The sequence below is a fragment of the Pseudoduganella sp. GW821-FHT11H04 genome (genome assembly GCF_058807935.1).
Window position 1 is genome coordinate 605,081 of sequence record NZ_JBXARE010000003.1, and the last position, 23,007, is coordinate 628,087.

The window sequence follows — 23,007 nt, forward strand, 5'->3', positions numbered from 1 at the left end:
ATTTTTAGTGAATCTTATGCAAATATCAAGCAAACGCCGCTCGCGCGGTTTTACGCTGATCGAGATCATGGTTGTGGTGGTGATCATGGGCGTTCTGGCCGCACTGGTTCTGCCGAAGGTGATCAACCGCGTAGGCGAGTCCAAGACTGCCGCCGCCAAGGTCGAGATCTCCACGATCATGCAGGCGCTGAAGATGTACAAGCTGGATAACCAGCGCTACCCGACCACGGAACAGGGCTTGCAAGCCCTGATGGCCAAGCCGACCACCGGCCCTGCGGCCAATGGCTGGAAAGCTCCTTACCTGGAAAAAATGCCTAAGGACCCGTGGGGTAACAACTATCAGTTCCTGTCCCCTGGCGTGAAGGGTGAAATCGATGTGTTCTCGTATGGCGCCGACGGCCAGCCAGGCGGCACCGGCGATGATGCTGATATCGGCTCCTGGGAAATCTAAGCGGCTGCAGCGCGGCTTTACGCTGATCGAGCTGCTGGTGGTGCTGGTCATCGTCGGCATCACACTTGGCCTGACCGTGATCAGCGTCGCCCCGAGCCAGGCCAAGGCCATGCAGAAGGATGCGCAGCGCATCGCGCTCCTGCTGCAACTGGCGCGCGATGAAGCTATCGTGCGCAACCGGCCAGTCGCCTTCGAGGCGGGACCGGACAGCTACCGCTTCCTGGTGCGTAATGAAAAGACCTGGGAGCCGCTATCGAAGGACGATATGCTGCGCGAACGCAGCTTCGACCTGGCGCCGGTGACCCTGATGCTCGACCCGCCGACCAATGTGCCGGGCAATATGCGCATCGTATTCGGCCGCGAACCGGTCGACCGCCCATTCTCGCTGACCCTGGCCAGCGGCGATTTGCGCGCCACCATTCGCGCCGACGGCGTCGGTCATTTCACTGTGGACTGAAGAATGCGGCAACGAGGCTTTACCCTGCTGGAAGTGCTGGTAGCGCTGCTGATCGTCGGCACGGCGCTGGGCGCGGCCCTGCGCGCCATGGGCAGCCTGACCCAGAACAGCGAGGGCCTGCGCACGTCCATGATGGCCACTTGGTCGGCCGAGAACCGGCTGGTGCAGGTGCGCCTGGCCAAGAACTGGCCTGCGACCGGCAAAACCAGCTTTGAATGCCCGCAAGCCGACTTGCACTTCGTATGTGAAGAAGAAGTTATCGCCTCGCCAAACCCGCGCATGCGCCGGGTCGAAGTGAGCGTATTTGAAGCCAGCACGCCCGAGCGGCGCATCATCAAGCTGGTGCAACTGGTGCTGCAGGAATGAAGCGCGCGCACGGCTTTACCCTGATCGAGCTGCTGGTGGCGATCACCGTGCTGGCCATTGTCGCCGTAATGGGCTGGCGCGGCCTGGACACCATCGTGCGTTCGCGCGAGCAGCTGACCCAGAATATGGAACAGACGCGCGGCATCCAGCTCACCTTCGCCCAGCTGCAAAGCGACCTGGAACAGATTTCCGACAAGAGCCTGCTGCGCGACCACCAGAACATCCTGGCCGATAACTCGCGCCTGGTCTTTATCCGTAATGTGATGTCCGAGAATTCGGCGACGCAGCTGCAAGTGGTCAGCTACGTGATCCGCGAAGGCGTGCTGTCGCGCAGCGAGTCGCCAGTGACACGCGACCTGGTGCAGCTCGATTCCATATGGCAGGCCGCGATCGGGCAAGCTGGCGCGCAGGCGACGGTGGCCCTCCATTCCGGCGTGAGCGCCATGCAAGTGCGGGTGTGGGAAGGTGGCGGCTGGAAGTTGCCGGAGAATTCCTCGTCTTCGTTCAGCAGTGCCCAGCCTAATGTGGTGTGCGCCGATCCGCAGCCGGGCGCCTGCGATGCGCAGGGCAACCCGACCGGCACCGGCAACCCGCCTGGCAAGACCCCGTTGCCGGCCCAGGTGCCGCAGCCGACTGGTCCGACCGGGCTGGAAATTTCGCTGCAAATCCAGGGCCAGCCCGCGCCGCTGACCAAAGTTTTCCTGCTGGGGGCCGTATGAAAATGCGCTCCCGAGCCCGCCAACGCGGTGTCGCTGTTGTTACGGCGCTACTCCTGACCACCCTGGCAGTGTCCATCGTGGCCAGCCTGTTCTGGCAGCAGCAGGTGCAGGTGCGTTCGATGGAAAACCAGCGCCTGCACTTTCAGACGCGCTGGATTTTGCGCGGCGGCCTTGATCTGGTGCGGCTTATCCTGCGCCAGGACATGATGGACAGCCGTACCATGACGCGCGCCGACGGTATCTGGGCCACGCCTTTGGCTGAAACGCGGCTCGACCAGTTCGTGGAACGCGAGCGGGTAGAGGGCGAAAGCTTCGACGCCGCCATCTCCGGACAGACTTACGACGCACAGTCGCGCTACAATCTTGCGAATCTGGCCAGTACGGCGGGCGCGGGCGGCATCAATAAGAAGCAGTTGGCGGTCTTTGCACGCCTGCTGCAAAACCTGCAACTGAACCAGACGCTGGCCAAAGTGGTGGCGACCCAGGTGGCGCGCAGCGAAGGCGCCGGCCAGATCCAGCAGCAAGGAGGCCAGCCGCCATCGCCGGACGTGGAGCCGGTGCCGCCGGGCAGCGGGCAGCCGATGAAGATGCTGCGGGTGGAGGATTTGCTGGCGGTATCGGGCTTTGACCAGCAAGCCATTGAGAAGCTGCGCGAATTTGTGATCGTACTGCCGAAGCAGACGCCGATCAACGTCAACACCGCATCGCCGGAACTGCTGGCGGCGCTGCTGAACAGTTCGGTGTCGGAAGGGCAGAACCTGGTGGTGGCGCGCAAGCGCACGCCGTTCACCGACGTGAATAACTTCAAGAGTTATCTGCAGTCGATGGGGAAGCAGGCCGTGTTGGCCGATAGCGAAATGGATACGCGCAGCGACTTTTTCCTGGTATTGAGCCGGGTGCGCCTGGATCGCGCGGAATTGATGTCCTGGTCCCTGATCCAGCGTGAAGCGGCAGGCACCAAAGTAGTCTGGATTCGGGAAATTTAAGGAATAGGGAAGGCAAGCTTTGACAACACTCTACATTCGCTATCCGGCCCGCGCCGCAGCCGCCGACAACGGCGTGCCGTCCAGCTGCCAGTTTGCGCTGGTGGGCGATGGCGGCAATGTGATGCAGCAGGGCGCCGGTGCGCTGGGCAACCTGGGCGAGCTGGTGTCGACCGCGCGCCGCGTGGTGCTGTTGCTGGCCGCCGCCGATGTCTCCCTGTTGAAAGTCAAAGTACCGCCGCTGTCGGGCGCCAAGCTCAAAGCGGCCCTGCCCAACCTGGCGGAAGAACAAGTGCTGGGCGATCCGTTCGACTGCGTGATGGCCTTGGCTCCCGCCAGCGGCGACAGCGACGAACGCGTGGTGGCCGTGGCCAACCGCGCTTGGCTGGAAGTGCTGGTCAAGGCCCTGGTGGCGCAAGGCGCGCACGGCGTATCGGCCGTGCCGGTGCAACTAAGCCTGCCGCTGGCGCCTGGCAGCGCCTCCGCCGCCCTGGGCCTGGACGACGCCGGCCTCGAACTGACCCTGCGCAGCGCCCCGCATGAAGGCCTGGGCCTGACCCTGCCGAATGCGCCCGAAGCCGCGCTGCACACCCTGCGCGCCCTGGCAGGCGACGCACCGGTGACGCTGTACGTGGCGCCGGCCCAGCATGCCGAATATGCCGCCTTGGCGGCCAATGTGCAGGGCATCACGCTGGAAGAAGACAGCTGGGTGCACCGCGTCGCTGCAGCGAAAGCGGTGCCTTTCGACCTGGCGGCCGGTCTCGGCGCGGTCAGCGGCGCCTCCGCCCGCGCCTGGGCGCGCTGGAAATGGCCGCTGCGCATCGCCGTCGCGGCCGTGGTGGTTAATATCGTGGGCCTGAACTGGGAATGGATCCGCCTCAAGCGTGAAGAAAATGCCGTGCGCCAGAACATGCAGCAGGTCTTCCGCTCCGCCTATCCGAACCAGCCGATGATTGGCGATCCTGCAGACCAGATGCGCCAGAATATCGCCCGCGCGCGCGCCGCTGCCGGCGGCGGCGCCGACACCAGTGAATTCACCAATATGAGCGCCGCCCTTGGCGAAGCGCTGTCCGTGCTGCCCAACCGCGAAGCGGTGGCCGGCATGGAATACAAGGAACGCAGCATGACGGTCAAGTTCAAGCCGAACAGCGTGGACGCCAACGCCCTGGCGCAGATGCAGTCCGCGCTGTCCCAGCGCAAGCTGAGCGCCAGCGAAAGCGGCCCGGGCGTGTGGACGGTGAAAGCGGGAGGCAAGTGATGGCGGGCCTGAACGACAAAATCAACGCAGTCCGCGCCAACGCTGCAGTCTGGTGGAGCGCGCGCACCGAACAGGAGCAGCGCATGCTGTCGATCGGCGGCGCCGTGTTGGCACTGGGCCTGGTGTGGGGCGTGCTGATCGACCCCGCGCTGACTGGCCGCGCCAGGCTGGAAAAAGACCTGCCGATGAAGAACCAGCAATTGGCTGAAATGCAGGCCCTGGCCGGTGAAGCGGCCCAGCTGGCGCAGCAACCGGTGGCGCAGGCGCAACCGCTGTCCAAGGATGGCGTTGCGGCGCGGCTGCAATCCATCGGCCTGACCACGCAAAACCTGGCGGTCACGGGCGATTACATTAAAGTGGAATTCAAAGGCGTGCCGTTCGCCGGCCTGGTGAGCTGGCTCGATGCGATGCGTCGCGAACAGCGGGTGATGGTGCAGGAAGGCAGCGTGACGCAGCAAGGCCCGGCCGGACAGGTGGATGCCAACCTGACGCTGCGCCAGGAGTCCGCAGGCCGATGAAGCGCGTCGTTTTGTGGCTGCTGGCGATCGTGCTCAGTGCGGGTGTGACCGTGCTGGCATTCTTGCCGGCCAGCTGGATGGGGCAGATCGTCGAAAGCCAGAGCGGCGGACGTTTGACCCTGGGTGATGCGCAGGGTACGCTGTGGCGCGGTTCCGCCTTTATCGGCGGCGCCGCCAGCAAGGATGGCGCGGTAACGCCGCTGCTGCCCGGACGTTTCAGCTGGCGCCTGTCGCCGCTGATCGTGTTCGGCAGCGTTGACGTGGAGCTGCAAAACCCGGACGCGCTGACGCAGCCAGTCACATTGCGCGGCGGCTTGAGCAGCTGGGACGTCAGCCCGGCCGCCCTGATGCTGCCGGCCGACGGCCTGGCGGGCCTGGGCGCGCCACTGAACACGCTGGCGCCGAGCGGCCGCCTGAAGCTGTCCTGGTCCTCGCTGCAACTGCTGCGCGAAGGACCGGCGGTGTCGCTGCAAGGCCGCACCACGCTGGAAATGCAGGACATGTCGTCGCGCCTTTCGCCGTTGAAGCCCCTGGGCAGTTACCAGCTGGCGTTCGACTGGAAAGGCCAGCAAGCGGGGCTGGCGCTGAATTCGCAGCGCGGCCCGCTGCTGTTAAGCGGCGCAGGAAAATTCGAGCGTGGCCGGTTGCAGTTTTCCGGCCAGGCGCAAGCGGCAACAGGATTTGAAGACCAGTTGGGCGGCCTTTTGAGCATGCTGGGCCAGCCCAAGCCAAATAGCGGTAAAAACGTCATTGCACTAGAGTTCCGATAATGAAAACACACACTGCAAGCCCAAACACCTTCCCGGCACTGCGCCGCCTGAGCGCCGCGGCGCTGCTGTGCTGCGCGCTGGCGCCCGCCGCCGCACCGGTCACGGCCTGGGCCCAGCCCAATGACGAAGCCGCGCTGAATTTTGTCGGCGCCGATATCGAATCGGTGATCAAGGCCGTTGGCCACTACACCAATATCACCTTCCTGATCGACCCGCGCGTCAAGGGCACCCTGACCCTGGTGTCGGAAAAGTCGATCACCAAGTCGCAAGCCTTCCAGCTGCTGGCCTCCGCCCTGCGCCTGCAAGGCTACGCCATCGTCAGCGGCGACGGCTACGCGAAAGTGGTACCGGAAGCGGAAGCCAAGCTGCAGGCCTCGCCGACCGTGGTCGGCGGCCAGAAAAGCCCGCAGGGCGACCAGGTGGTGACCCAGATCTTCCACCTGAACCACGAAAACTCGGCCAACCTGGTCACTGTGCTGCGCCCGCTGATCACGCCGAACAACACCATCAACGCCAACCCGGGCAACAACACCCTGGTCATCACCGACTACTCGGACAACCTGAAGCGCCTGGCCAAGATCATCGCTTCGCTGGACGCGCCGTCGAGCGCCGACATGGACGTGGTGCCGGTGCGCTACGCCATCGCCAGCGACCTGGCGGCCATGATCAACAAGCTGATGGAACCAGGCGCCGGCGGCGACGCCGGCCGCGTGACCCTGGTGCCCGACCCGCGCACCAACGCGCTGGTGGTGCGCGCACCGTCGGCAGCCCGCGCCAACCTGGCCAAGTCCCTGATCTCCAAACTGGACCAGCCGACCGCGCAGGCGGGCAATGTGCACGTGGTCTACCTGAAGAACGCGGAAGCGACCAAGCTGGCCGAGACCCTGCGCTCGGTAGTGTCGGGCGACAGCGGCGGCGGCAGCCAGTCCGGCAACGGCAGCCTGTCCTCGCAGGGCCTGAACACCGGCAACAGCCAGATGGGCCAGGGCGGCATCGGCCAGACCTCGCAAAGCGGCACCGGCTCAGTCGGCCCAAGCAACCCGGCGCTGCAAAGCGGCAGCAGCAACCGCTCGCAGCAATCGCTGGGCGGCGGTGCGGCTGGCTTCATCCAGGCCGACGCCACTACCAATACCCTGATCATCACCGCACCGGAAGCCGTCTACCGCAACCTGCGTTCCGTGATCGACCAGTTGGACGTGCGCCGCGCGCAGGTCTATATCGAATCGATGATCGTCGAAGTCAATGCAGCCAAGCTGTCCGAGTTCGGCGTGCAGTGGGCCGGCCTGCAGGGCAGCGGCCACACCTACCGGGTCGGCGGCGGCACGACCTACAACAATGTCGGCGGCGCCAACAGCATCGTGAGCCTGAATGGCCTGTTGAGCGGCGCCGCCGACCCGACGCCGCCGGGTTCGGGCCTGACCCTGGGTATCTTCAAGCAGCTGGCAAACGGCAAACTGGGCCTGGGCGCGGTCGCCCATGCGCTGGGCGCGGACGACGACAGCAATATCCTGTCCACCCCGAACATGCTCACACTGGATAATGAAGTGGCCACCATCAAGGTCGGCCAGAACGTGCCGATCGTGACGGGTTCGTTCACCACCACCGCGGGCAGCGCCGGCAACCCATTCACGACGGTCGACCGCAAGGACATCGGCATCACGCTGAAAGTGCGCCCGCAGATTTCCGAGGGCGGCACCATCAAGCTGGCGATCTACAACGAGAGCTCCAGCATCGACACCTCCGTGGCCTCGAACTCGACTGGCCTGATCCTGAAGAACCGCACCATCGAAACCAATATCATCGCCGACGACGGCCAGATACTGGTGCTCGGCGGCCTGATCCAGGACGACACCAGCGACGGCGTGGAAAAAGTGCCGGGCCTGGGCGACATCCCGCTGATCGGCAACCTGTTCAAATACCAGAAGCGCAACCGCAGGAAAACCAATTTGATGGTGTTCCTGCGCCCAGTGGTGGTGCGCAACCGCGAACAGGGCATGAGCCTGACCGCTGACCGTTACGACTACATGCGCGCCACGCAGGAAGCGTCCGCGCCGGAACCGAGCATCGTGGTGCAGAACCTGGGCGCGCCGATGCTGCCAGCGCTGCAGAACGGCCAGCCGACCACGGGCGGCCAGCTGGCGCGCCCGGTGCCGCCTGCCGCTCCGACCGTGCCCGAACAGAAACAGCAACAGTAAAAGCCAGCAATGACGAACCTCCTGCCCTACGCCTTCGCGCGCGACTTCCTGGTGCTGGCGCAGCCCAGCGCCGAAGCCGAGCACGCGGTTGATGTGATGATGTCGAACGCGACGCCCGCTTCCGCGATTGCGGAAGTGTCGCGCCGCTTCGGCCGCATCAACCTGAAACACATGTCGCGTGCCGACCTGGAAGCTGCGATTGCCGCGGCCTACGCCAGCGCTTCCGGCGATGCGTCGCAGGTGGCGGAAGAATTCGATTCCGACCTGGACCTGACCAAGCTGCTGCAGGACGTGCCGGCCATCGAGGACTTGCTGGAATCGTCCGATGACGCGCCGGTGATCCGCATGATCAATGCGCTGCTCACCCAAGCCCTGCGCGACAGCGCGTCTGACATCCACATCGAGCCGTTCGAACAGACTTCGGTGGTGCGCTTCCGCGTCGACGGCGCGCTGCGCGACGTGGTGCGTCCGCGCAAGGCGATCCACGGTTCGCTGATTTCGCGTATCAAAATCATGGCGCAGCTGGACATCGCCGAAAAGCGCTTGCCGCAAGACGGCCGCATCACCCTGCGCGTGGGCGGCAAGCCGGTGGACGTGCGCGTCTCGACCCTGCCGACCGGCCATGGCGAGCGCGCCGTGCTGCGTCTGCTGGACAAGGAAGCGGGCCGCCTCGACCTGTCCCACCTGGGCATGAGCGAAAAGATGACGGGGCAGTTCAATAGCCTGATCAACCAGCCGCACGGCATCGTTCTTGTTACCGGCCCGACCGGCTCGGGTAAAACGACCACGCTGTACGCTGCGCTGTCCATGCTGAATAACACCTCCACCAACATCATGACGGTGGAAGACCCGGTCGAGTACGACCTGCAAGGCGTGGGCCAGACCCAGGTCAACGCCCGTATCGACATGACCTTCGCCAAGGCCCTGCGCGCCATCCTGCGCCAGGACCCGGACGTGATCATGATCGGCGAGATCCGCGACCTGGAAACCGCGCAGATCGCGGTGCAGGCATCGTTGACCGGCCACCTGGTGCTGGCGACCCTGCACACCAACGACGCCGCCGCTGCCGTAACCCGCTTGCTGGACATGGGCATCGAACCCTTCCTGCTCTCGTCTTCCCTGCTCGGCGTGCTGGCCCAGCGCCTGGTGCGCAAGCTGTGCCCGACCTGCAAGACCTTCGACGGCACGCAGTGGAAAGCCGTCGGCTGCGAAAACTGCGGCAACACGGGCTACCAGGGCCGCGTCGGTATTTACGAGCTGCTGCAGACGGATGAACATATCCGCGCCCAGATCCACGACCGTACTTCGGAAGCCGAGATCCGCGTGACCGCCCAGCAGCATGGCATGGCCACCATGCGCGAAGACGGCGAGCGCTGGCTGCAGCAGGGCGTCACGACGTCGGCTGAATTGCTGCGCGTGACGAAGGACTAAGCGATGCCGGCCTTCCGTTATGAAGCCGTTGATGCGACAGGCGCCAGCAAAAAGGGCGTCGTCAACGCCGACAGCGCCCGCTCCGCCCGCGCCGACCTGCGTTCGCAGGGACTGGTGCCGATCAAGGTCGACGCGATCTCGTCCCAGGTCGACGCCAGCGGCGCCACCGCGCGCCGCGGCTTCGGCGAAAAACTGAGCACAACCGAGCTGGCCCTGTTCACGCGCCAGCTGGCCAGCCTGCTGGAAGCGGGCCTGCCGCTGGAGCAAGCTTTCACCGCACTGCTGGAACAGGCCGAGCGTCCTTACGTGCGCGACCTGGTGGCCTCGATCCGCTCGGAAGTGATGGGCGGCTCGTCGATGTCGGACGCCTTGTCGCGCCATCCCCGCGACTTCCAGGAAATCTACCGCGCGCTGGTCGCCTCCGGCGAGCAGATCGGCCAGCTGTCGCGCGTGCTGTCGCGCCTTGCCGATTACATCGAGCGCCGCAATGCGCTGGTGCAGAAGGTCAAGCTGGCCTTTACATACCCGGCCATCGTGACCGTGGTGGCGTTCCTGATCGTGATCTTCCTGCTCACCTATGTGGTGCCGCAGATCGTGTCCGTGTTCGCCAACACCAAGCAGAAACTGCCGCTGCTGACGGTGATCATGCTGGCCATTTCGGATTTCGTGCGCAGTTACGGTTTCGTGATGCTTGGTGTTTTAGTTGCGGCCGGCGTCATGGTGCGCAAGATGCTGCAGAACCCCGACGTCAAGCTGCGCTGGCACACCTGGCTGCTGACGGCGCCGCTGTACGGCAAGTTTGAACGCAGCCTGAATACTTCGCGCTTCGCCAGCACGCTAGCCATTACCACCGGCTCCGGCGTGCCTATCCTGCGCGCGCTGGAGACCAGCCGCGACACGCTGTCCAACGTAGCCATGCGCCAGCTGGTGGAACAGGCCAGCGACTCGGTGCGGGAAGGCGCCAGCCTGGCCCGCTCGCTATCCGCGCAAAAACACTTCCCGCCGATGCTGATCCACATGATCCGTGCCGGCGAAATCACCGGCGAACTGCCCGCCATGCTGGACCGCGCCGCAAGCGCGCAGGAATCGGACCTCGAGCGCCGCACGCTGACCATTGCCGGCTTGCTGGAACCGATGCTGATCCTGGCCATGGGCGTGGTGGTGCTGCTGATCGTGCTGGCCGTGCTGATGCCGATCATCGAGATCAACCAGCTGGTGCACTGAACCTGGAGAATTGAATTGAAACGTTTGCCTTTGATCTGCAGTGTGGCCGCCGTCGCGGTGCTGTCTGCCTCGCTGGCCTACTGGGGCATGCAGCTGTTCAAGCCGAAGCAGCGCCCGATCGCGGCGATGCCGGTGCAGCAGCAGCCGGAAGCGAACATGGATGCGGCGCGCGGCCTGTTCGGTGGGAATACCGCAGTGGCGGTGGCCAGCAATTACCAGCTGCGTGGCGTGGTGGCCGATACCCGCGGTCGCGGCAGCGTGGCGATCATTGCGGCGGATAATCAGCCGGCCAAGGCTTATCCTGTTGGTTCGGAAGTGGGGCCTGGCGTGAGCGTGAAAGATGTGCAGCCGCGCTTTGTGATCCTGATGGAAGGCGGCATGCAGAAACGGATTGATTTGCTGAACGACCAGGGCGTGAGTTCGTCGGGCGGAATGGTGACGCCTATGCCACCTGGCGTCAGCGGGCCGCAAGAGCCGCCGCCTGTTCCACTGCCGCAGCCGGCCACGCCGATGACCGGGCCGCCGGTGCAGATGGCGCCGGCGCAACCGCCGACGGTTTCGCAGCCGCCGCAGGCGCGATGAGGCGGATCGCCCTAATCCTTTTCCTTTGCGCCGGTTTCGCCTGCGCTGCTGAAACCCAGCAAGGCGAGGTCAGACCCAAGGGTCAGACCCAGTATCCGCGGCCGCCGCAGGCCGAGGGTCTGACCCTTGGGTCTGACCCAGGTTTGCCGGGTTCAAAGCGCCCCAAAATAGCCCTGGTCCTTAGCGGCGGCGGAGCAAGGGGCTTCGCCCACATCGGCGTCCTGCGCACCCTGCAGGACCTGCACATCCCCATCGACATCGTCGTCGGCACCTCCATGGGCAGCGTGATCGGCGGCGCCTATGCCGCCGGCGCCTCGGTCAAAGACCTCGAGACCATGGCTGCCACCACCGACTGGGACAGCGTGGTAGCCGACCGTCCCGCGCGCGACCAGCTGCACTTCCGCCGCCGCGACGAAGATATCCTGATCCCGTCTCGCATCGAATTCGGCATTACCCTGAAAGGCGTGCAAGGCCCGCCCGGCGCCGCCGGCAACGCCGCCCTGGAAATGGCCCTGCAACGCCTGCTGCCGCGCGGCACGCGGGACATGCCGGTGAGCCAGTTGCCGCTGCCATTCCGCTCCGTCGCCTCCGACCTGCTGACTGGAGAGTTGGTGGTGCTCGACAACACTCCGCTGTTCCAGACCATCCGCGCTTCGCTGGCCGTGCCGGGCGTTTTCGCGCCGGTGCGCATCAAGGACCACTTGGTGGTGGACGGCGGCCTGGTACGCAATCTGCCGGTCGACATGGCACGCTCGATGGGTGCCGATATTGTTATCGCAGTCAACGTCGGCACACCGCTGGCCCCCGAAAAAGAGCTGCACAGCGCCCTGGGCGTCGCCAACCAGATGCTGCAAATCCTGACCGAGCAAAACGTGCAGCGCTCCCTCAGCGAATTGCGCAAGGACGATATCCTGATCGCGCCCAAGCTTGACGGCGTCAGTTTCCTCGATTTCTCGACGCACGAGAAAGCCATCGCCGCCGGCGAGGCCGCGGCGCGCGAGCTGGCTCCGCGCCTGGCCGCCCTCGCCATGCCAGAGCGCGAATTCATCGCCCTGGAAAGCCTGCGCCTGGCCACCCCGGTCGATTCCGACCGTCCGGTGAAACTGGCCAAGGTGCAGATCCAGGGCACGCGCGACGTCAATCCGGAAGTGCTGGTCAACCAATCCGGCTTGCAGACAGGCCAGCCGACCACGCGCGAGCAGGTGCGCCAGGCTGCCGTTGCGCTGTACGGGCGCGGCGACATGGCGCGCGTGGAAACCGATATCGATGACGTAGATGGCGACCGCACCGTCACCATCCGTGCTACCGAGGCCGAATGGGCGCGCAGCAGAATGCGCGTCGGCCTGGAGCTGGCAAGCGACTTTCGCGATTCGAATAACTTCGCGATCAAGGTCATGCATGTGCGCTCGGCCTTGAACAGCTGGGGCGGCGAGCTTCGCACGGAAGGCCGCTTGGGCAATGAGCGCGGCATCGGCATGCAGTGGTGGCAACCGCTGGGGCCGGGCTCGCAGTGGTTTGTCATGCCGGCCGCGCAAATCGGCAAGATCGCCGGCGATATCTTCGAGAAGGAGCGCCGCATGGCGCGCGTGTCCTACAGCGCGCGGGCTGCTTCGTTTGCGCTGGGGCGGCAATTCGGCAACTGGGGCGAGCTCTCGGTGGGCGTGGCGCGCCAGGCCTATTCGGTGCGGCCGCTGATCCCGCAGGACCCAGGTGCGCCGGTCAACCGCATCTACAACACCCGGACTTTCGCCCGCTTCCGCGTCGACACACTTGATTCGCTGGCATTCCCGACGCGCGGTACGTTGGTGACGATTGGCCGCGAACAGACGCCGGGCAGCGGCAAGAGCGTCGGCACGGCGGGCAACTGGAGCGCCACGGCGTTGCAAGCCTTTTTGTGGAATGACTGGGCCGGACATGTTTCAGCGGAATGGGCCAAGGCGCAGACCGGCGCTTCGCCGGTGACGCTGGGCGGCTTCCTTCGCCTGTCGGGAACGCCGACCGATTCCATCCAGGCGCCTAATGTGATGCTGGGCCGCGTGGTATTGGCACGGCGTATCGCCTCACTGCCGAGCGCCTTCGGCGGCACCATGCGCGCCGGCTTCTCGCTGGAGACGGGCGGCGGCTTTGACCGCGATGCGTCAGCAACCGGCCGCGCGCTGAAGCAGGCAGGCAGCGCCTTCCTCTCGGTGGAAACGCGCTTTGGCCCGCTGTTCCTGGGCACCGGCGTCACGCGCCATGGCGAGGAAACCTTGTATCTCTTCCTCGGCCCGATCTGGTGATTCAGCAAAATTCAGAACTTTTCAGGCCGTTTTCAGGACTTTGCAGGCGGGTGGCGGGTAAAAAGTGGGCTCCAACCACTTGAAGGGAGTCCGTATGTTCCGCCATGCCGCACTGTGCGCCGCCTTGTTCGTCGCAACCGCCGCGCAAGCCGCGCCAGTTACTTACACCATCGTCAGCAAGCTCTCGAAAATCAACTTCAGCCTGGAGCACCAGGGCTTTATCCCGGTATCGGGCACGTTGAAAATTGCGCCGGGTACTTTTGTGTTCGACCACGAGGATTGGTCGAAGTCTTCAGTGATGGTCAGCATGCCGACCAGTATGCTGGACATGGGCGATGGCCTTTGGAATGGCCAGATCCGCGGCGATGAATCCTGGATGGCCCTATTCAAGCAGCCCGACATCCGCTTCCGCAGCACCCGCGTCGAGCGCAAGGACGCCATGAACGGCGTGCTGCATGGCGAATTGACGGTCGCTGGGGTGACGCGGCCGGTGGCGCTGATGATGAAGGTCAATAAGGTTGGCATGAACCGCGTGAGCGACAAACCGTCGGTCGGCATCACGGCCAGCAGCATGATCAAGCGTTCCGAGTTCGGGCTGGATGCCTATATGGACCTGGTGGGCGATGAGATTGCGGTGCAGATCCAGCTGGAGGCGGCGGTGGAACCTGACACCGCCGCCCCGAAGGAAATGCCGATGAACGGCACTCACTGAATCTTGGCGGCGGCCGCGCGGCAGACGGCGCCGGCGATTTCGTCCTGGATGGCGAGCTTGTCGCCTGGTGTGCGGTCGTAGCTGTCGGACCAGACCACGAAGCCGTCGGCGGCGCGCGTGAGGCGGGCGGAGATGCGCAGCGCGCTGCCGGAGCGGCGGATGCTGCCATCCAGTACGTAGGCCACTTTGAGCGCACGTGCCGCTTCGGCGGCGGCGTCGTGTTTGTTCTTGTAGTAGTAGGAGGCGCCGGGCGGGGCGACTGACAGCCCGGCTAGTTTGCTCAATTTGCCGATCAGTTCTTCGCTGATGCCGTCGGCGAAAGGTTCCTCATTCATTTCGTCCGTCAAATCGAGGAAGGGGAGCACGGCGACGGAGCGCGTGCTGCCCGTTCGCGCCATCGGCAGCGCAACCAGTGCGCCAGCTAGCGCCGCGATGCCGGCGCCAATGGCTATGCGGCGGCTGCGCGACGGCGCGCGTTCGGGGCGCGGCGTCAGCGTCTGTTCGGCAGGATCGCCAGCAGGGGCGGGCGCGATCTCCGTTGGCGCAGCGTCGTGCGCGACGTGTGCGACCAGCCGATAACCGCGGCGCGGCACAGTGGCGATATACGCTGGATTGCGCGCATCGTCGCCGAGCGCGCGGCGCAACTGCGTAATGGCCTGGTACAGCGAATCGGGAGAAACAACCACGCCAGGCCAGGCGTGGGCCAGCAATTCGTCGGCGGACAGCACCTCGCCGGCACGGTCGGCCATAAAGGTCAACAACAGGAGGGTGCGTTCTTCGAGCCGCTGGTAAACGCCATCGCGCGCCAATACGCCGGTGAGGCGGTCGAGGGTCCAGGCGCCCACGCGCAGCGTGGCGGCCGGCTTATTCGTCATCGGACCCGCTGAGTTTTTTGTCGATCAGCTTTTTCGCAGACTGGCGGTCGGCAGTCGTTCGGTTCTTGTCGTGCGGGCCCGCGGCGCGTGCTTTGGCCAGCGCCGCAATCGGATTGCGGGGCTTGCCAAAGTTTTGCGAGGGCTCGACGCGAATCCGCATCTTCTGCCGTGTAGCCAGCTGCTTGTTTGCCATTACAGTACGTAGCGTGACAAATCCTCGTTGACGGCCAGCGCATCGAGGCGCTGGTTCACATAAGCCGCATCGATGGTAACAGTTTTGTCGCCTGTTTCGGACGCCGTATAGGAGATTTCTTCCAGCAGCTTTTCCATCACCGTGTACAAGCGGCGCGCGCCGATATTTTCGGTGCGCTCGTTGACCTGGAAGGCAATCTCCGCCAGGCGGTTGATGCCGTCCGGCGCGAACTCCAGGTGCACGTCTTCGGTCGCCAGCAAGGCCTGGTACTGCTTGGTCAGGCAGGCGTCGGTACTGGTCAGGATACGTTCGAAGTCCGCGATGGACAGCGACTCCAGCTCCACGCGGATCGGGAAACGGCCCTGCAGCTCAGGGATCAGGTCCGACGGCTTGGCCAGATGGAAAGCGCCCGACGCGATGAACAGAATATGGTCGGTGCGCACCATGCCGTACTTGGTGTTGACGGTTGTGCCTTCCACCAGCGGCAGCAGGTCGCGCTGCACGCCGGCGCGCGACACGTCGGCGCCGCCCGCTTCCGAGCGCGAGGCGATCTTGTCCACCTCGTCCAGGAAGACGATGCCGTTCTGCTCCACGTTGGTGAGCGCCTTCTTCTTCATCTCGTCTTCGTTGACCAGCTTCGCCGCTTCCTCTTCGAGCAGGAATTTCATGGCTTCCTTGATCTTGACCTTGCGCGCCTTTTTTCGGCCGCTGCCCATACCCGAAAACATGGACTTGATCTGCTCCGTCATTTCTTCCATGCCCGGCGGCGCCATGATTTCCATGGTCGGGCTTTGCTCGGCCAGTTCGATCTCGATTTCCTTGTCATCGAGCTCGCCCTGGCGCAGGCGCTTGCGGAAGGTCTGGCGCGTAGCATCGTCGGTGCGCGGCTCGCTGCCGCCGGTGGCGAAGCCGAAATCGCGCGGCGGCGGCAGCAGGATGTCGAGCACCCGGTCTTCCGCCGCATCTTCGGCGCGCGCACGCACCTTGGCCATTTCCGATTGGCGGGTCTGCTTCACGCCGATGTCGATCAGGTCGCGGATGATGGTGTCCACGTCGCGGCCCACATAGCCTACTTCGGTGAACTTGGTGGCTTCGATCTTGATAAAGGGCGCGTCTGCCAGCTTGGCCAGGCGGCGCGCGATCTCGGTCTTGCCGACGCCGGTCGGACCGATCATCAGGATGTTTTTCGGGGTGATCTCATGGCGCAGCGGTTCTTCCACCTGCTGGCGGCGCCAGCGGTTGCGCAGTGCGATGGCGACGGCCTTCTTGGCCTTGCCCTGGCCGACCACGTGCTTGTCGAGTTCGCCGACGATTTCTTGAGGGGTCATGTTCATACGTGGTCCAGGGTTTCGATGATGTGGTTCAGGTTGGTGTAGATGCACAGCTCGCCGGCGATGGTCAGCGATTTTTTCACCACGTCGACCGGGGAAAGGTCGGTGTTTTCGATCAGGGCCTTGGCGGCCGACTGGGCATAGCTGCCGCCGGAGCCGATGGCGCCGATGCCGCCTTCCGGTTCCAGCACGTCGCCATTGCCCGTGATTACTAGGGTGGAATCCTTATCGGCTACGAGCAACATCGCTTCCAGGCGTCGCAGCACACGGTCGGTGCGCCAGTCCTTGGCCATTTCGACCGAGGCGCGCAGCAGGTGGCCCTGGTGCTTTTCCAGTTTGGCTTCAAAGCGGTCGAGCAGGGTGAAGGCGTCGGCGGTGCCGCCGGCGAAGCCGCACAGCACTTTGTTCTGGTACAGCTTGCGCACCTTGCGAGCGGTGCCTTTCATGACGATGTTGCCGAGGGTTACCTGGCCATCGCCGCCGATCGCGACATCGTTGCCGCGACGCACGCACAAGATGGTAGTGCCGTGAAATTGTTCCATGTTAATGCCTTTGGGTTGGGATTAACGCGGTACTTTGGGGCCGAGGCCCCAAAATTCAACTGCTCAGTATTTGTGTGGGAACAAGCGAGCAATATCAGCATACCCCAGCAAACGCATTAACGCTGCGACGAGGTGGTTCAGGTCGCGGAATTCAATGCGGCGGTCGCCGGCCGACAGTTCCATCACCTTGGATTGCAGCGCGCTGGCGGCGCCGAATTCCATGCGCGCCAGGCGGCTGCAGTCGAACACCAGGGCTTGCGCCTGGCTTGCGTATTTGTCGATGGCGCCCAGCAGGGCCGTGACGTCGCCCTCGATCACCGCCGGCAGCATGAAGCGGTCGGAGGCGGCGGCCGTGGATTGGCGCGGTGCATTCGCTACCTTCTTCGGCGCCACGAATGGCGGCGGCGATACTTCGAAGGTCACGCAGTAATCCATCGACGACTCTTCGAACTCCTTCTCGCGGTTCAGCAGGCGCAGCAGCTCAAGATAGAGCAGCCACGGCGCTTCGCCGACATCGCGGTTGCCGATGATCAGGATGGAGCGCACTTGCTCGGACAATTCGGCGGCGGCAACCACGATCAGGTCGCGGTCGCCGGCTTGCACCTTCTTCAGGGCCGCCAGCAGCAGGGCGCAGCCTTCCGTCTCGACGCCATTCACGCGCGAGAAGTCCAGACGCAGCGGCTGCTTCTTGTCCATGTCTTCCAAGCGCTCCAGCTGCGGAGCAACCGAAGCATTCAGCGTGCCGGCCAGCCCCAGGGTTGGCGCCAAACCGGCATAGCCGCCCTTGGCCACCGGGGCCGCGCTGGCCGCCGCCGCCGGCGGTATCCAGGATGGCGGCGAAGTCTCGTACTGGCTGGCGTAGTCGATCGAAATGTTCTCGAACGACTCCTGCTTGTTCAGCACCTGGTACAGGTCGAACAGCATCCACCACACCGTGCGGTCTTGCGTAGCGTCCGGCAGGCTGCCCAGCAGCATTTGCTCGGCCACTTCCGCCTGGCCATTGGAATACAGGATGGCGATCTCTTCGACGATCGGCGCGCTTTCGGCGGCCGCCGCTTCGAGAGGCATATCCTCGTCGCCCAGGAGCTCGGTGGTGTACTGGTCCAGCATCGGCAGGGTCGCCTCGCCATTGGCGGCGGGGGCGGCTTGCAGCGGGCGCGGCTTGCGGGCCCAGGCTGGTTCCGGTTCGTTAAAGATGTCCGCAGCCATCGCCGCCTCGATCGCGTCGATCTTCATGGCGGTGGCGCGTGCTATTTCGCGTTGCAGGTCCGACTGTTGCGCGCGTTGGCGCTCCAGTTCGCTGTTCGCGGCCAGGCGTGCAGTGTCGACGTCGTCATCTTCGACGGCGTTTTCGTCAACCTTGCCTTTTTTAAAAATCGAGAACAGTCCCATAGGATCACTAGTGTAGCCCAATGGAAAATTATAAGGGCGTACCGTAGGAAAGTAGACAAGAAAAAAGCACGCCTTAGCGTGCCTTTTTCTTGATTTGTGGCAAATCAGTCGCCGTACAGCTTCTGTTTCAGTTCACGGCGCTGTTGTGCTTCCAGCGACAGGGTAGCCGTTGGACGTGCAATCAGGCGTGGAATACCGATCGGTTCGCCGGTTTCTTCGCAATAACCATAGTCGTTATTGTCGATGGCAGCGATCGATTGCTGGACTTTTTTCAGCAGCTTGCGCTCACGGTCACGGGTACGCAGTTCCAGTGCGTGTTCTTCCTCGATGGTGGCGCGGTCGGCAGGATCGGGCACCAGCACGGTTTCGCGCAGGTGTTCGGTGGTTTCGCCAGCGTTTTTCAGCAATTCTTTTTCAAGGTTTTGCAGTTTATTCTTGAAAAACGCCATCTGGGCCGGGTTCATATAGTCCTTTTCGCTCATCTTCAGAATTTCTTCTTCGGTGAGCAGGACGTCTGCGGCGGGGGTCGATTTATTTGCTTTTGTCATGACTTCGCTTACCTTCGATACGACAGAGTTTTCAAATTTCAGCTTGGGTGGCGTCAAAAAAAACGCCTTAGTTTATACCAAACATTGTTCAAGGCCAGTAATAAAGATGTCTTTTGGGAGATTTTTGCCAATAAACACCATTTTGCTTGCCCGTGTCTCGTTTTCGCCCCATTTTGCACCAAGGTCGCTGCCCATGAGCTGGTGTACGCCCTGGAATACAACTTTCCTTTCTGCGCCCTGCATCAACAATACGCCTTTGTAACGCAACATGCGAGGACCGTACACATCAACGAGACCGCCCAGGAATTCATCCAATTTGGCCGGATCGAACGGGCGTTCGCTCTTGAAGACGAAGGCTGCGATATCGTCGGTGTGATGGGCATGGTGGTGATCGTGACTATGGTCGTGGCCGCAGTGCTCGTCGTGCACATGGCCATGCTCGTGGTCATGGTCGCAATGTTCGTGATCGTGATCGTGATCGTCTTCGGCCAGGAAGTCGGGGTCGATTTCCAGCTTTTCGTTCAGATTGAAGCCGCGCAGGTCCAGCACCTCGGTCAGCGGGGCCTTGCCGAAATCGGAGCGGCTGATCGGCGCGCGCGGGTTGATGCGCTTCAGGCGGGCGATCAGAGCGTCGACGGCAGCAGCATCCACCAGGTCGGTCTTGGACAGCAGGATCTTGTCGGCAAAGCCAACCTGGCGCTGGGCTTCTTCGTGCTCGTCCAGCTGCTGCATGGCGTGGCGCGCATCGACTACCGTCACCACGGCGTCGAGCAGGTAGTTGGCGCCCACTTCTTCGTCGACGAAGAAGGTTTGCGCTACCGGGCCGGGGTTGGCAAGGCCGGTGGTTTCAATCACCACGCGGTCGAATTCAATTTCACCGGCGGCGCGGCGTTTGGCCAGGTCGCTCAGGCCGATAATTAAATCGCCGCGTACGGTGCAGCAAATGCAGCCGTTATTCATTTCCACGATTTGCTCGCGCGATTCCTGCACCAGGATTTCGTTGTCGATATTTTCCTGGCCGAATTCGTTTTCGATAACGGCGATTTTCATGCCGTGCTCTTCACGCAGAATGCGGTTCAGCAGCGTGGTTTTGCCGGCTCCGAGGAAGCCGGTCAAAATGGTAGTTGGGATCATTGCCATAATCTTGGGAAAAGCGTTGGGAATCGGTCGATTATGCCGGAATTCCAGAAATGCTGGTAAATGGGAAAACTTGAGCTGGATCAAGTTCCCGGTTATTTAATTTTAGCCCTGGGATGGGCCTTGTCATAGACCAGCGCCAGGTGCTGGAAATCCAGGGCGGTATAGACCTGGGTCGAGGTAATGCTGGCGTGACCCAGCATCTCCTGGACGGCCCGGAGGTCGCCCGAAGATTGCAGCACATGGGAGGCAAATGAGTGACGCAGCATATGCGGGTGCACCGCCACCGGCGCGCCGGACTGGATGCCATGCGCCTTCAGCCGCAGCTGCACCACGCGCGTGCTGACCCGCTTGCCGCGCTCGTTGACGAAGAGGGCGCCGCTGCCATCGGTCGGCGCGGGGCGCACGTCCAGCCAGGCTTTCATCGCCTCGAGGGCGGCGCTGCCCACCGGCACGCGGCGCATCTTATTGCCTTTGCCGGTCACCACCACTTCCGCGTTTTCCAGTTCCAGCCAGCCCAGCGAGGCGGGCTGGCCGTCGACGGCTTTGCGGAATTCGCGGTCCAGGCCGGCCAGTTCGGAGACGCGCAGGCCGCTTGAATACAGCAGCTCGAACATGGCGCGGTTGCACAGGCGAGCCGGTTCCCCGTCGCCGGCGCTTGGAATGTTCGGCGCCACCAGCTGTACCGCGTCATCTACCGACAGGGCTTTGGGCAGGGTCTGGGCGCGCTTGGGCGCGCGCACGCCTTCCACCGGGTTGGCGGGCAAGGTGCTGTGCTGGCCCAGCCAGGCGAAGAAGCCGCGCCAGCCGGACAGCTTGCGCGCGATCGTGCGTGCGTCCTGGCCGCGGCTATGCAGCTGGGCCGCGTAGCGGCGGATATCGAAGTGGGTGAGGGCGTCCCAGGCTTTGCCGTCGGACAGGGTGGCCAGTTCGCGCAGGTCGCGGCCGTAAGCGGCGACCGTGTGCGCGGACAGCTTGCGCTGCGTGGCCAGGTGGGCCAGGTAGGCGTCGGCCTGTTCCAGCTTGCCGGCGCCTGTCATGGCGTCAGGCCAGCAACGGGGCCAGCGCAACGCTGGCGGTTTCGCCGATGTGGACCAGGAAATCGGTCGCCATCAGGGAGGTGAAGCGTTCAGGGTCCGGCGAGCCCATGATCAGCAGGCCGAAGGCAGCGCCCTTGGCGCCCGGCTTGCGCAGCGGCAGGATCACGGCGGACTTGATGTGCTCCGCGTCGTCCAGCCAGCGCACGGCTTCGAAATCGTTATTGCTGCCGCAGTAAGGGGCCATCAGGCTGTTGGCGAACAGGCGCGCATCTTCCGATACGCCGCTGGCGAACCATCCGCCGGCGAACTCCGGCGCGACCTGGAACAGGCGCAGGGTGGCGGCCGGCACATGGAAACTGTCGATCAGGCCTTGCACCACGGCGCGTGGCACTTCGGCATCGGCGCGCGTCTGCAAGATGGACTGGTTCCAGCTGTGGAAGCGGTTGGCGATGGCGGCGTTGGCTTCGGCGTGGCGGGTCAAGTCGGCCATGCGCAGTTCGAGCGCCTTGTACTTGTCGCGCATGACTTCCATCTGGCGTTCCTGCAGCGAGACGGCACGGCCGGTCAAGGGGCTGGACAGCCGAACGTCGCCAAGCAGGTTGGCATGTTCTTCGAAGAAGTGGGGATTGTCGGCCAGGTACTGCGCGACGATTGCGGAATCCAGGGTGTCGGTCATTGTTGATGTCACATCGAATGTTGCAGGCGAGGACATTTTAACTGAATCCAACCCGGCAAGGCAGGGTCAGACCCATAGGGTCAGACCCTCAACGGTCTTGAAGCCCGCGGCAATAGTGCAGATAGTGTCAGACCCTCGGGTCTGACACTGTTTTGCCGGGTTTAGAAGTTGTGGTGAATGCCCAGCGCGTAGTGGTTCTGGTTCGAGTCGGTCGTCGCGGCCGGGGTGAGCGGCAGCTTCTTCTGCGACAAGTCGAGGTACAGGTAGGTACGCGGCGACAGGTTGTACTCGTAGCCGACCGAGAACTGCTTGGTCTTCAGCTGGCCATCGGTATCCTTCTGGCCGTAGCCGAGGCGGAACATGCCCGGGCCATAGGTGTAGTTAGCACCCAGCATCCAGGCCCTGATCGAGTCGTTGGTGGCGGCGATGCTGCTCAAATCCTGCTTGCCGTAGCTGGCCATCAGCTTCAGGTCCGGAATCGGGCGGAAGTATGCGCCGATCGAATGCCATTTGACCTCGGTCGCATTGCGCTCGGTACCGATGTAGACGGCGTACATCGGCAGGTTGCCAGGCGCCATATAGGTCGCGCTGACCGAGTAAGGGTGGTCGCCGGCGGTCGAGCCGACCGGGTACTGTGGCGTAGCATTGGTGCCGCGGCCGACGATAGGCACGGTGAAGCCATTGCTCTCGCCGCTGGCAAACGTCACATTCAGCTGGAAGCCGTTATACACCGGCGAGTTGTACCAGACTGCATTGGCGAAGCGGTTGCCGGAGTTGCCGGTTGCGCCCAGTGGGTCGGAACCGCTGCCTGGCAGCGCGGTACGGTAGCCGGCCACCATGATGTCGGTCTGGTAGCCAGCCTGGTTAGGCATGCCGGACCATGGCTCGAACATGGTGCTGGTTTCTTGCAGCGAAGTCAGGCCACGGCCCAGGCGCACGGTGCCGAAACCGCCTTGCAGGCCGACACGGCTCTGGCCCTGGAACAGCGGACGGTTGCCGCCTTCGATGATGCCGGTGTCGGCGTCAAAGCGGATCTCGAGCTGGAACAGGGCCTTCAGGCCGCTGCCCAGGTCCTCCACGCCGCGGAAGCCCAGCTTGTTGTTGTCGCGCTTGCCCTCTTGCACTGCCGTGTTGCTGGAATTGGTGGTCTTGAGGATGCCGGCATCCAAAGTGCCGTACACAACGACGGAGGATTGCGCAAAGGCAGCACCGCTGAAGGCGCCCATCAAGGCCAGGGCCAATAACGATTTCTTCATGTGTTCTTCCTTTTTATGAGTCAAACCGGGTACAGGGATGGTTATACGATAAGTGGATATAGCGCGCGATTC

General features: G+C 63.6%; 24 protein-coding genes. 14 read left to right on the plus strand and 10 right to left on the minus strand.

What is annotated here, in order from left to right:
* Positions 1-16: 16 nt before the first annotated feature.
* The 14 genes from gspG to AC1RTP_RS09960 all read left to right on the plus strand — a co-directional run bounded on the left by gspG (position 17) and on the right by AC1RTP_RS09960 (position 13,945).
* Positions 17-451, plus strand: a complete 435-nt coding sequence (gene gspG, locus AC1RTP_RS09895; protein ID WP_498607026.1) for a type II secretion system major pseudopilin GspG — start codon at positions 17-19, stop codon at positions 449-451.
* The gene (gene gspH / locus AC1RTP_RS09900; protein ID WP_498607027.1) at positions 420-908 is read left to right on the plus strand and encodes a type II secretion system minor pseudopilin GspH; all 489 of its coding nucleotides are present in this window, start codon (positions 420-422) and stop codon (positions 906-908) included. The genes gspG and gspH overlap by 32 nt, the downstream gene beginning before the upstream one ends.
* A gap of 3 nt (positions 909-911) precedes the next feature.
* Positions 912-1,274 carry a type II secretion system minor pseudopilin GspI gene (gspI, locus tag AC1RTP_RS09905; RefSeq protein ID WP_498607030.1) on the plus strand — a complete coding sequence of 121 codons (363 nt, stop codon included), beginning with the start codon at positions 912-914 and terminating at the stop codon, positions 1,272-1,274.
* Complete coding sequence (locus tag AC1RTP_RS09910) at positions 1,271-1,993, plus strand: PulJ/GspJ family protein (protein ID WP_498607032.1); 723 nt, start codon at positions 1,271-1,273, stop codon at positions 1,991-1,993. Before gspI ends, AC1RTP_RS09910 begins: the two co-directional genes overlap by 4 nt.
* Positions 1,990-2,979 carry a type II secretion system minor pseudopilin GspK gene (gspK, locus tag AC1RTP_RS09915; protein WP_498607034.1) on the plus strand — a complete coding sequence of 330 codons (990 nt, stop codon included), beginning with the start codon at positions 1,990-1,992 and terminating at the stop codon, positions 2,977-2,979. The genes AC1RTP_RS09910 and gspK overlap by 4 nt, the downstream gene beginning before the upstream one ends.
* Positions 2,980-2,998: 19 nt before the next feature.
* Positions 2,999-4,234 carry a type II secretion system protein GspL gene (gspL, locus tag AC1RTP_RS09920; protein WP_498607036.1) on the plus strand — a complete coding sequence of 412 codons (1,236 nt, stop codon included), beginning with the start codon at positions 2,999-3,001 and terminating at the stop codon, positions 4,232-4,234.
* Positions 4,234-4,752, plus strand: a complete 519-nt coding sequence (locus tag AC1RTP_RS09925) for a type II secretion system protein M (protein ID WP_498607037.1) — start codon at positions 4,234-4,236, stop codon at positions 4,750-4,752. The genes gspL and AC1RTP_RS09925 overlap by 1 nt, the downstream gene beginning before the upstream one ends.
* A complete protein-coding gene (gene gspN / locus AC1RTP_RS09930; RefSeq protein ID WP_498607039.1) occupies positions 4,749-5,522 on the plus strand; it encodes a type II secretion system protein N in 774 nt (257 codons plus the stop codon). Before AC1RTP_RS09925 ends, gspN begins: the two co-directional genes overlap by 4 nt.
* Positions 5,522-7,717 carry a type II secretion system secretin GspD gene (gene gspD, locus AC1RTP_RS09935; protein ID WP_498607042.1) on the plus strand — a complete coding sequence of 732 codons (2,196 nt, stop codon included), beginning with the start codon at positions 5,522-5,524 and terminating at the stop codon, positions 7,715-7,717. Before gspN ends, gspD begins: the two co-directional genes overlap by 1 nt.
* Positions 7,718-7,726: 9 nt before the next feature.
* Positions 7,727-9,148 carry a type II secretion system ATPase GspE gene (gene gspE, locus AC1RTP_RS09940; RefSeq protein ID WP_498607044.1) on the plus strand — a complete coding sequence of 474 codons (1,422 nt, stop codon included), beginning with the start codon at positions 7,727-7,729 and terminating at the stop codon, positions 9,146-9,148.
* 3 nt (positions 9,149-9,151) lie between these two features.
* The gene (gspF, locus tag AC1RTP_RS09945) at positions 9,152-10,372 is read left to right on the plus strand and encodes a type II secretion system inner membrane protein GspF (protein ID WP_498607046.1); all 1,221 of its coding nucleotides are present in this window, start codon (positions 9,152-9,154) and stop codon (positions 10,370-10,372) included.
* 15 nt (positions 10,373-10,387) lie between these two features.
* A complete protein-coding gene (locus tag AC1RTP_RS09950) occupies positions 10,388-10,954 on the plus strand; it encodes a type II secretion system protein N (protein ID WP_498607048.1) in 567 nt (188 codons plus the stop codon).
* Positions 10,955-11,097: 143 nt separating this feature from the next.
* On the plus strand, positions 11,098-13,233 hold the full coding sequence (locus AC1RTP_RS09955) for a patatin-like phospholipase family protein (protein WP_498607049.1): 2,136 nt from the start codon (positions 11,098-11,100) through the stop codon (positions 13,231-13,233).
* 94 nt (positions 13,234-13,327) lie between these two features.
* Entirely contained in the window at positions 13,328-13,945 is a 618-nt protein-coding gene (locus AC1RTP_RS09960; RefSeq protein ID WP_498607051.1) for a YceI family protein, read from the plus strand.
* Here the strand turns inward: AC1RTP_RS09960 and AC1RTP_RS09965 are convergent.
* From AC1RTP_RS09965 to AC1RTP_RS10010, 10 genes are all read right to left on the minus strand, one after another.
* Positions 13,939-14,820 carry a winged helix-turn-helix domain-containing protein gene (locus AC1RTP_RS09965; protein ID WP_498607053.1) on the minus strand — a complete coding sequence of 294 codons (882 nt, stop codon included), beginning with the start codon at positions 14,818-14,820 and terminating at the stop codon, positions 13,939-13,941. The genes AC1RTP_RS09960 and AC1RTP_RS09965 overlap by 7 nt on opposite strands.
* Entirely contained in the window at positions 14,810-15,013 is a 204-nt protein-coding gene (locus tag AC1RTP_RS09970; RefSeq protein WP_498607056.1) for a hypothetical protein, read from the minus strand. The genes AC1RTP_RS09965 and AC1RTP_RS09970 overlap by 11 nt, the downstream gene beginning before the upstream one ends.
* Positions 15,013-16,347, minus strand: a complete 1,335-nt coding sequence (gene hslU, locus AC1RTP_RS09975) for an ATP-dependent protease ATPase subunit HslU (protein WP_498607058.1) — start codon at positions 16,345-16,347, stop codon at positions 15,013-15,015. The genes AC1RTP_RS09970 and hslU overlap by 1 nt, the downstream gene beginning before the upstream one ends.
* Positions 16,344-16,886, minus strand: a complete 543-nt coding sequence (gene hslV, locus AC1RTP_RS09980) for an ATP-dependent protease subunit HslV (RefSeq protein WP_498607060.1) — start codon at positions 16,884-16,886, stop codon at positions 16,344-16,346. Before hslV ends, hslU begins: the two co-directional genes overlap by 4 nt.
* A 63-nt stretch (positions 16,887-16,949) precedes the next feature.
* Entirely contained in the window at positions 16,950-18,278 is a 1,329-nt protein-coding gene (locus AC1RTP_RS09985) for an STAS domain-containing protein (protein ID WP_498607061.1), read from the minus strand.
* Positions 18,279-18,382: 104 nt separating this feature from the next.
* On the minus strand, positions 18,383-18,826 hold the full coding sequence (gene dksA / locus AC1RTP_RS09990) for an RNA polymerase-binding protein DksA (protein ID WP_090436115.1): 444 nt from the start codon (positions 18,824-18,826) through the stop codon (positions 18,383-18,385).
* A 72-nt stretch (positions 18,827-18,898) separates the two neighbouring features.
* The gene (locus AC1RTP_RS09995; RefSeq protein WP_498607063.1) at positions 18,899-19,966 is read right to left on the minus strand and encodes a CobW family GTP-binding protein; all 1,068 of its coding nucleotides are present in this window, start codon (positions 19,964-19,966) and stop codon (positions 18,899-18,901) included.
* A 92-nt stretch (positions 19,967-20,058) separates the two neighbouring features.
* Positions 20,059-21,003 carry a tyrosine recombinase XerC gene (locus AC1RTP_RS10000; RefSeq protein WP_498607065.1) on the minus strand — a complete coding sequence of 315 codons (945 nt, stop codon included), beginning with the start codon at positions 21,001-21,003 and terminating at the stop codon, positions 20,059-20,061.
* Positions 21,004-21,007: 4 nt separating this feature from the next.
* Positions 21,008-21,679 (minus strand): DUF484 family protein, encoded by a 672-nt coding sequence (locus AC1RTP_RS10005; protein ID WP_498607066.1) that lies wholly within the window; start codon positions 21,677-21,679, stop codon positions 21,008-21,010.
* A 161-nt stretch (positions 21,680-21,840) separates the two neighbouring features.
* On the minus strand, positions 21,841-22,935 hold the full coding sequence (locus AC1RTP_RS10010; protein WP_498607068.1) for a porin: 1,095 nt from the start codon (positions 22,933-22,935) through the stop codon (positions 21,841-21,843).
* Positions 22,936-23,007 lie beyond the last annotated feature (72 nt).

What these genes read in the sequence shown, in the direction of transcription:
- gspD (WP_498607042.1), top strand. Translation starts at nt 5,522, where the DNA reads ATGAAAACACACACTGCAAGCCCAAACACCTTCCCGGCACTGCGCCGC.
- gspE (WP_498607044.1), top strand. Translation starts at nt 7,727, where the DNA reads ATGACGAACCTCCTGCCCTACGCCTTCGCGCGCGACTTCCTGGTGCTG.
- hslV (WP_498607060.1), bottom strand. Translation starts at nt 16,886, where the DNA reads ATGGAACAATTTCACGGCACTACCATCTTGTGCGTGCGTCGCGGCAAC.
- AC1RTP_RS09925 (WP_498607037.1), top strand. Translation starts at nt 4,234, where the DNA reads ATGGCGGGCCTGAACGACAAAATCAACGCAGTCCGCGCCAACGCTGCA.
- AC1RTP_RS09985 (WP_498607061.1), bottom strand. Translation starts at nt 18,278, where the DNA reads ATGGGACTGTTCTCGATTTTTAAAAAAGGCAAGGTTGACGAAAACGCC.
- AC1RTP_RS09970 (WP_498607056.1), bottom strand. Translation starts at nt 15,013, where the DNA reads ATGGCAAACAAGCAGCTGGCTACACGGCAGAAGATGCGGATTCGCGTC.
- AC1RTP_RS10000 (WP_498607065.1), bottom strand. Translation starts at nt 21,003, where the DNA reads ATGACAGGCGCCGGCAAGCTGGAACAGGCCGACGCCTACCTGGCCCAC.
- gspK (WP_498607034.1), top strand. Translation starts at nt 1,990, where the DNA reads ATGAAAATGCGCTCCCGAGCCCGCCAACGCGGTGTCGCTGTTGTTACG.
- gspN (WP_498607039.1), top strand. Translation starts at nt 4,749, where the DNA reads ATGAAGCGCGTCGTTTTGTGGCTGCTGGCGATCGTGCTCAGTGCGGGT.
- gspF (WP_498607046.1), top strand. Translation starts at nt 9,152, where the DNA reads ATGCCGGCCTTCCGTTATGAAGCCGTTGATGCGACAGGCGCCAGCAAA.
- AC1RTP_RS09965 (WP_498607053.1), bottom strand. Translation starts at nt 14,820, where the DNA reads ATGACGAATAAGCCGGCCGCCACGCTGCGCGTGGGCGCCTGGACCCTC.
- AC1RTP_RS10005 (WP_498607066.1), bottom strand. Translation starts at nt 21,679, where the DNA reads ATGACCGACACCCTGGATTCCGCAATCGTCGCGCAGTACCTGGCCGAC.
- hslU (WP_498607058.1), bottom strand. Translation starts at nt 16,347, where the DNA reads ATGAACATGACCCCTCAAGAAATCGTCGGCGAACTCGACAAGCACGTG.
- AC1RTP_RS10010 (WP_498607068.1), bottom strand. Translation starts at nt 22,935, where the DNA reads ATGAAGAAATCGTTATTGGCCCTGGCCTTGATGGGCGCCTTCAGCGGT.
- gspG (WP_498607026.1), top strand. Translation starts at nt 17, where the DNA reads ATGCAAATATCAAGCAAACGCCGCTCGCGCGGTTTTACGCTGATCGAG.
- gspI (WP_498607030.1), top strand. Translation starts at nt 912, where the DNA reads ATGCGGCAACGAGGCTTTACCCTGCTGGAAGTGCTGGTAGCGCTGCTG.
- AC1RTP_RS09995 (WP_498607063.1), bottom strand. Translation starts at nt 19,966, where the DNA reads ATGGCAATGATCCCAACTACCATTTTGACCGGCTTCCTCGGAGCCGGC.
- AC1RTP_RS09910 (WP_498607032.1), top strand. Translation starts at nt 1,271, where the DNA reads ATGAAGCGCGCGCACGGCTTTACCCTGATCGAGCTGCTGGTGGCGATC.
- gspH (WP_498607027.1), top strand. Translation starts at nt 420, where the DNA reads ATGATGCTGATATCGGCTCCTGGGAAATCTAAGCGGCTGCAGCGCGGC.
- AC1RTP_RS09960 (WP_498607051.1), top strand. Translation starts at nt 13,328, where the DNA reads ATGTTCCGCCATGCCGCACTGTGCGCCGCCTTGTTCGTCGCAACCGCC.
- dksA (WP_090436115.1), bottom strand. Translation starts at nt 18,826, where the DNA reads ATGACAAAAGCAAATAAATCGACCCCCGCCGCAGACGTCCTGCTCACC.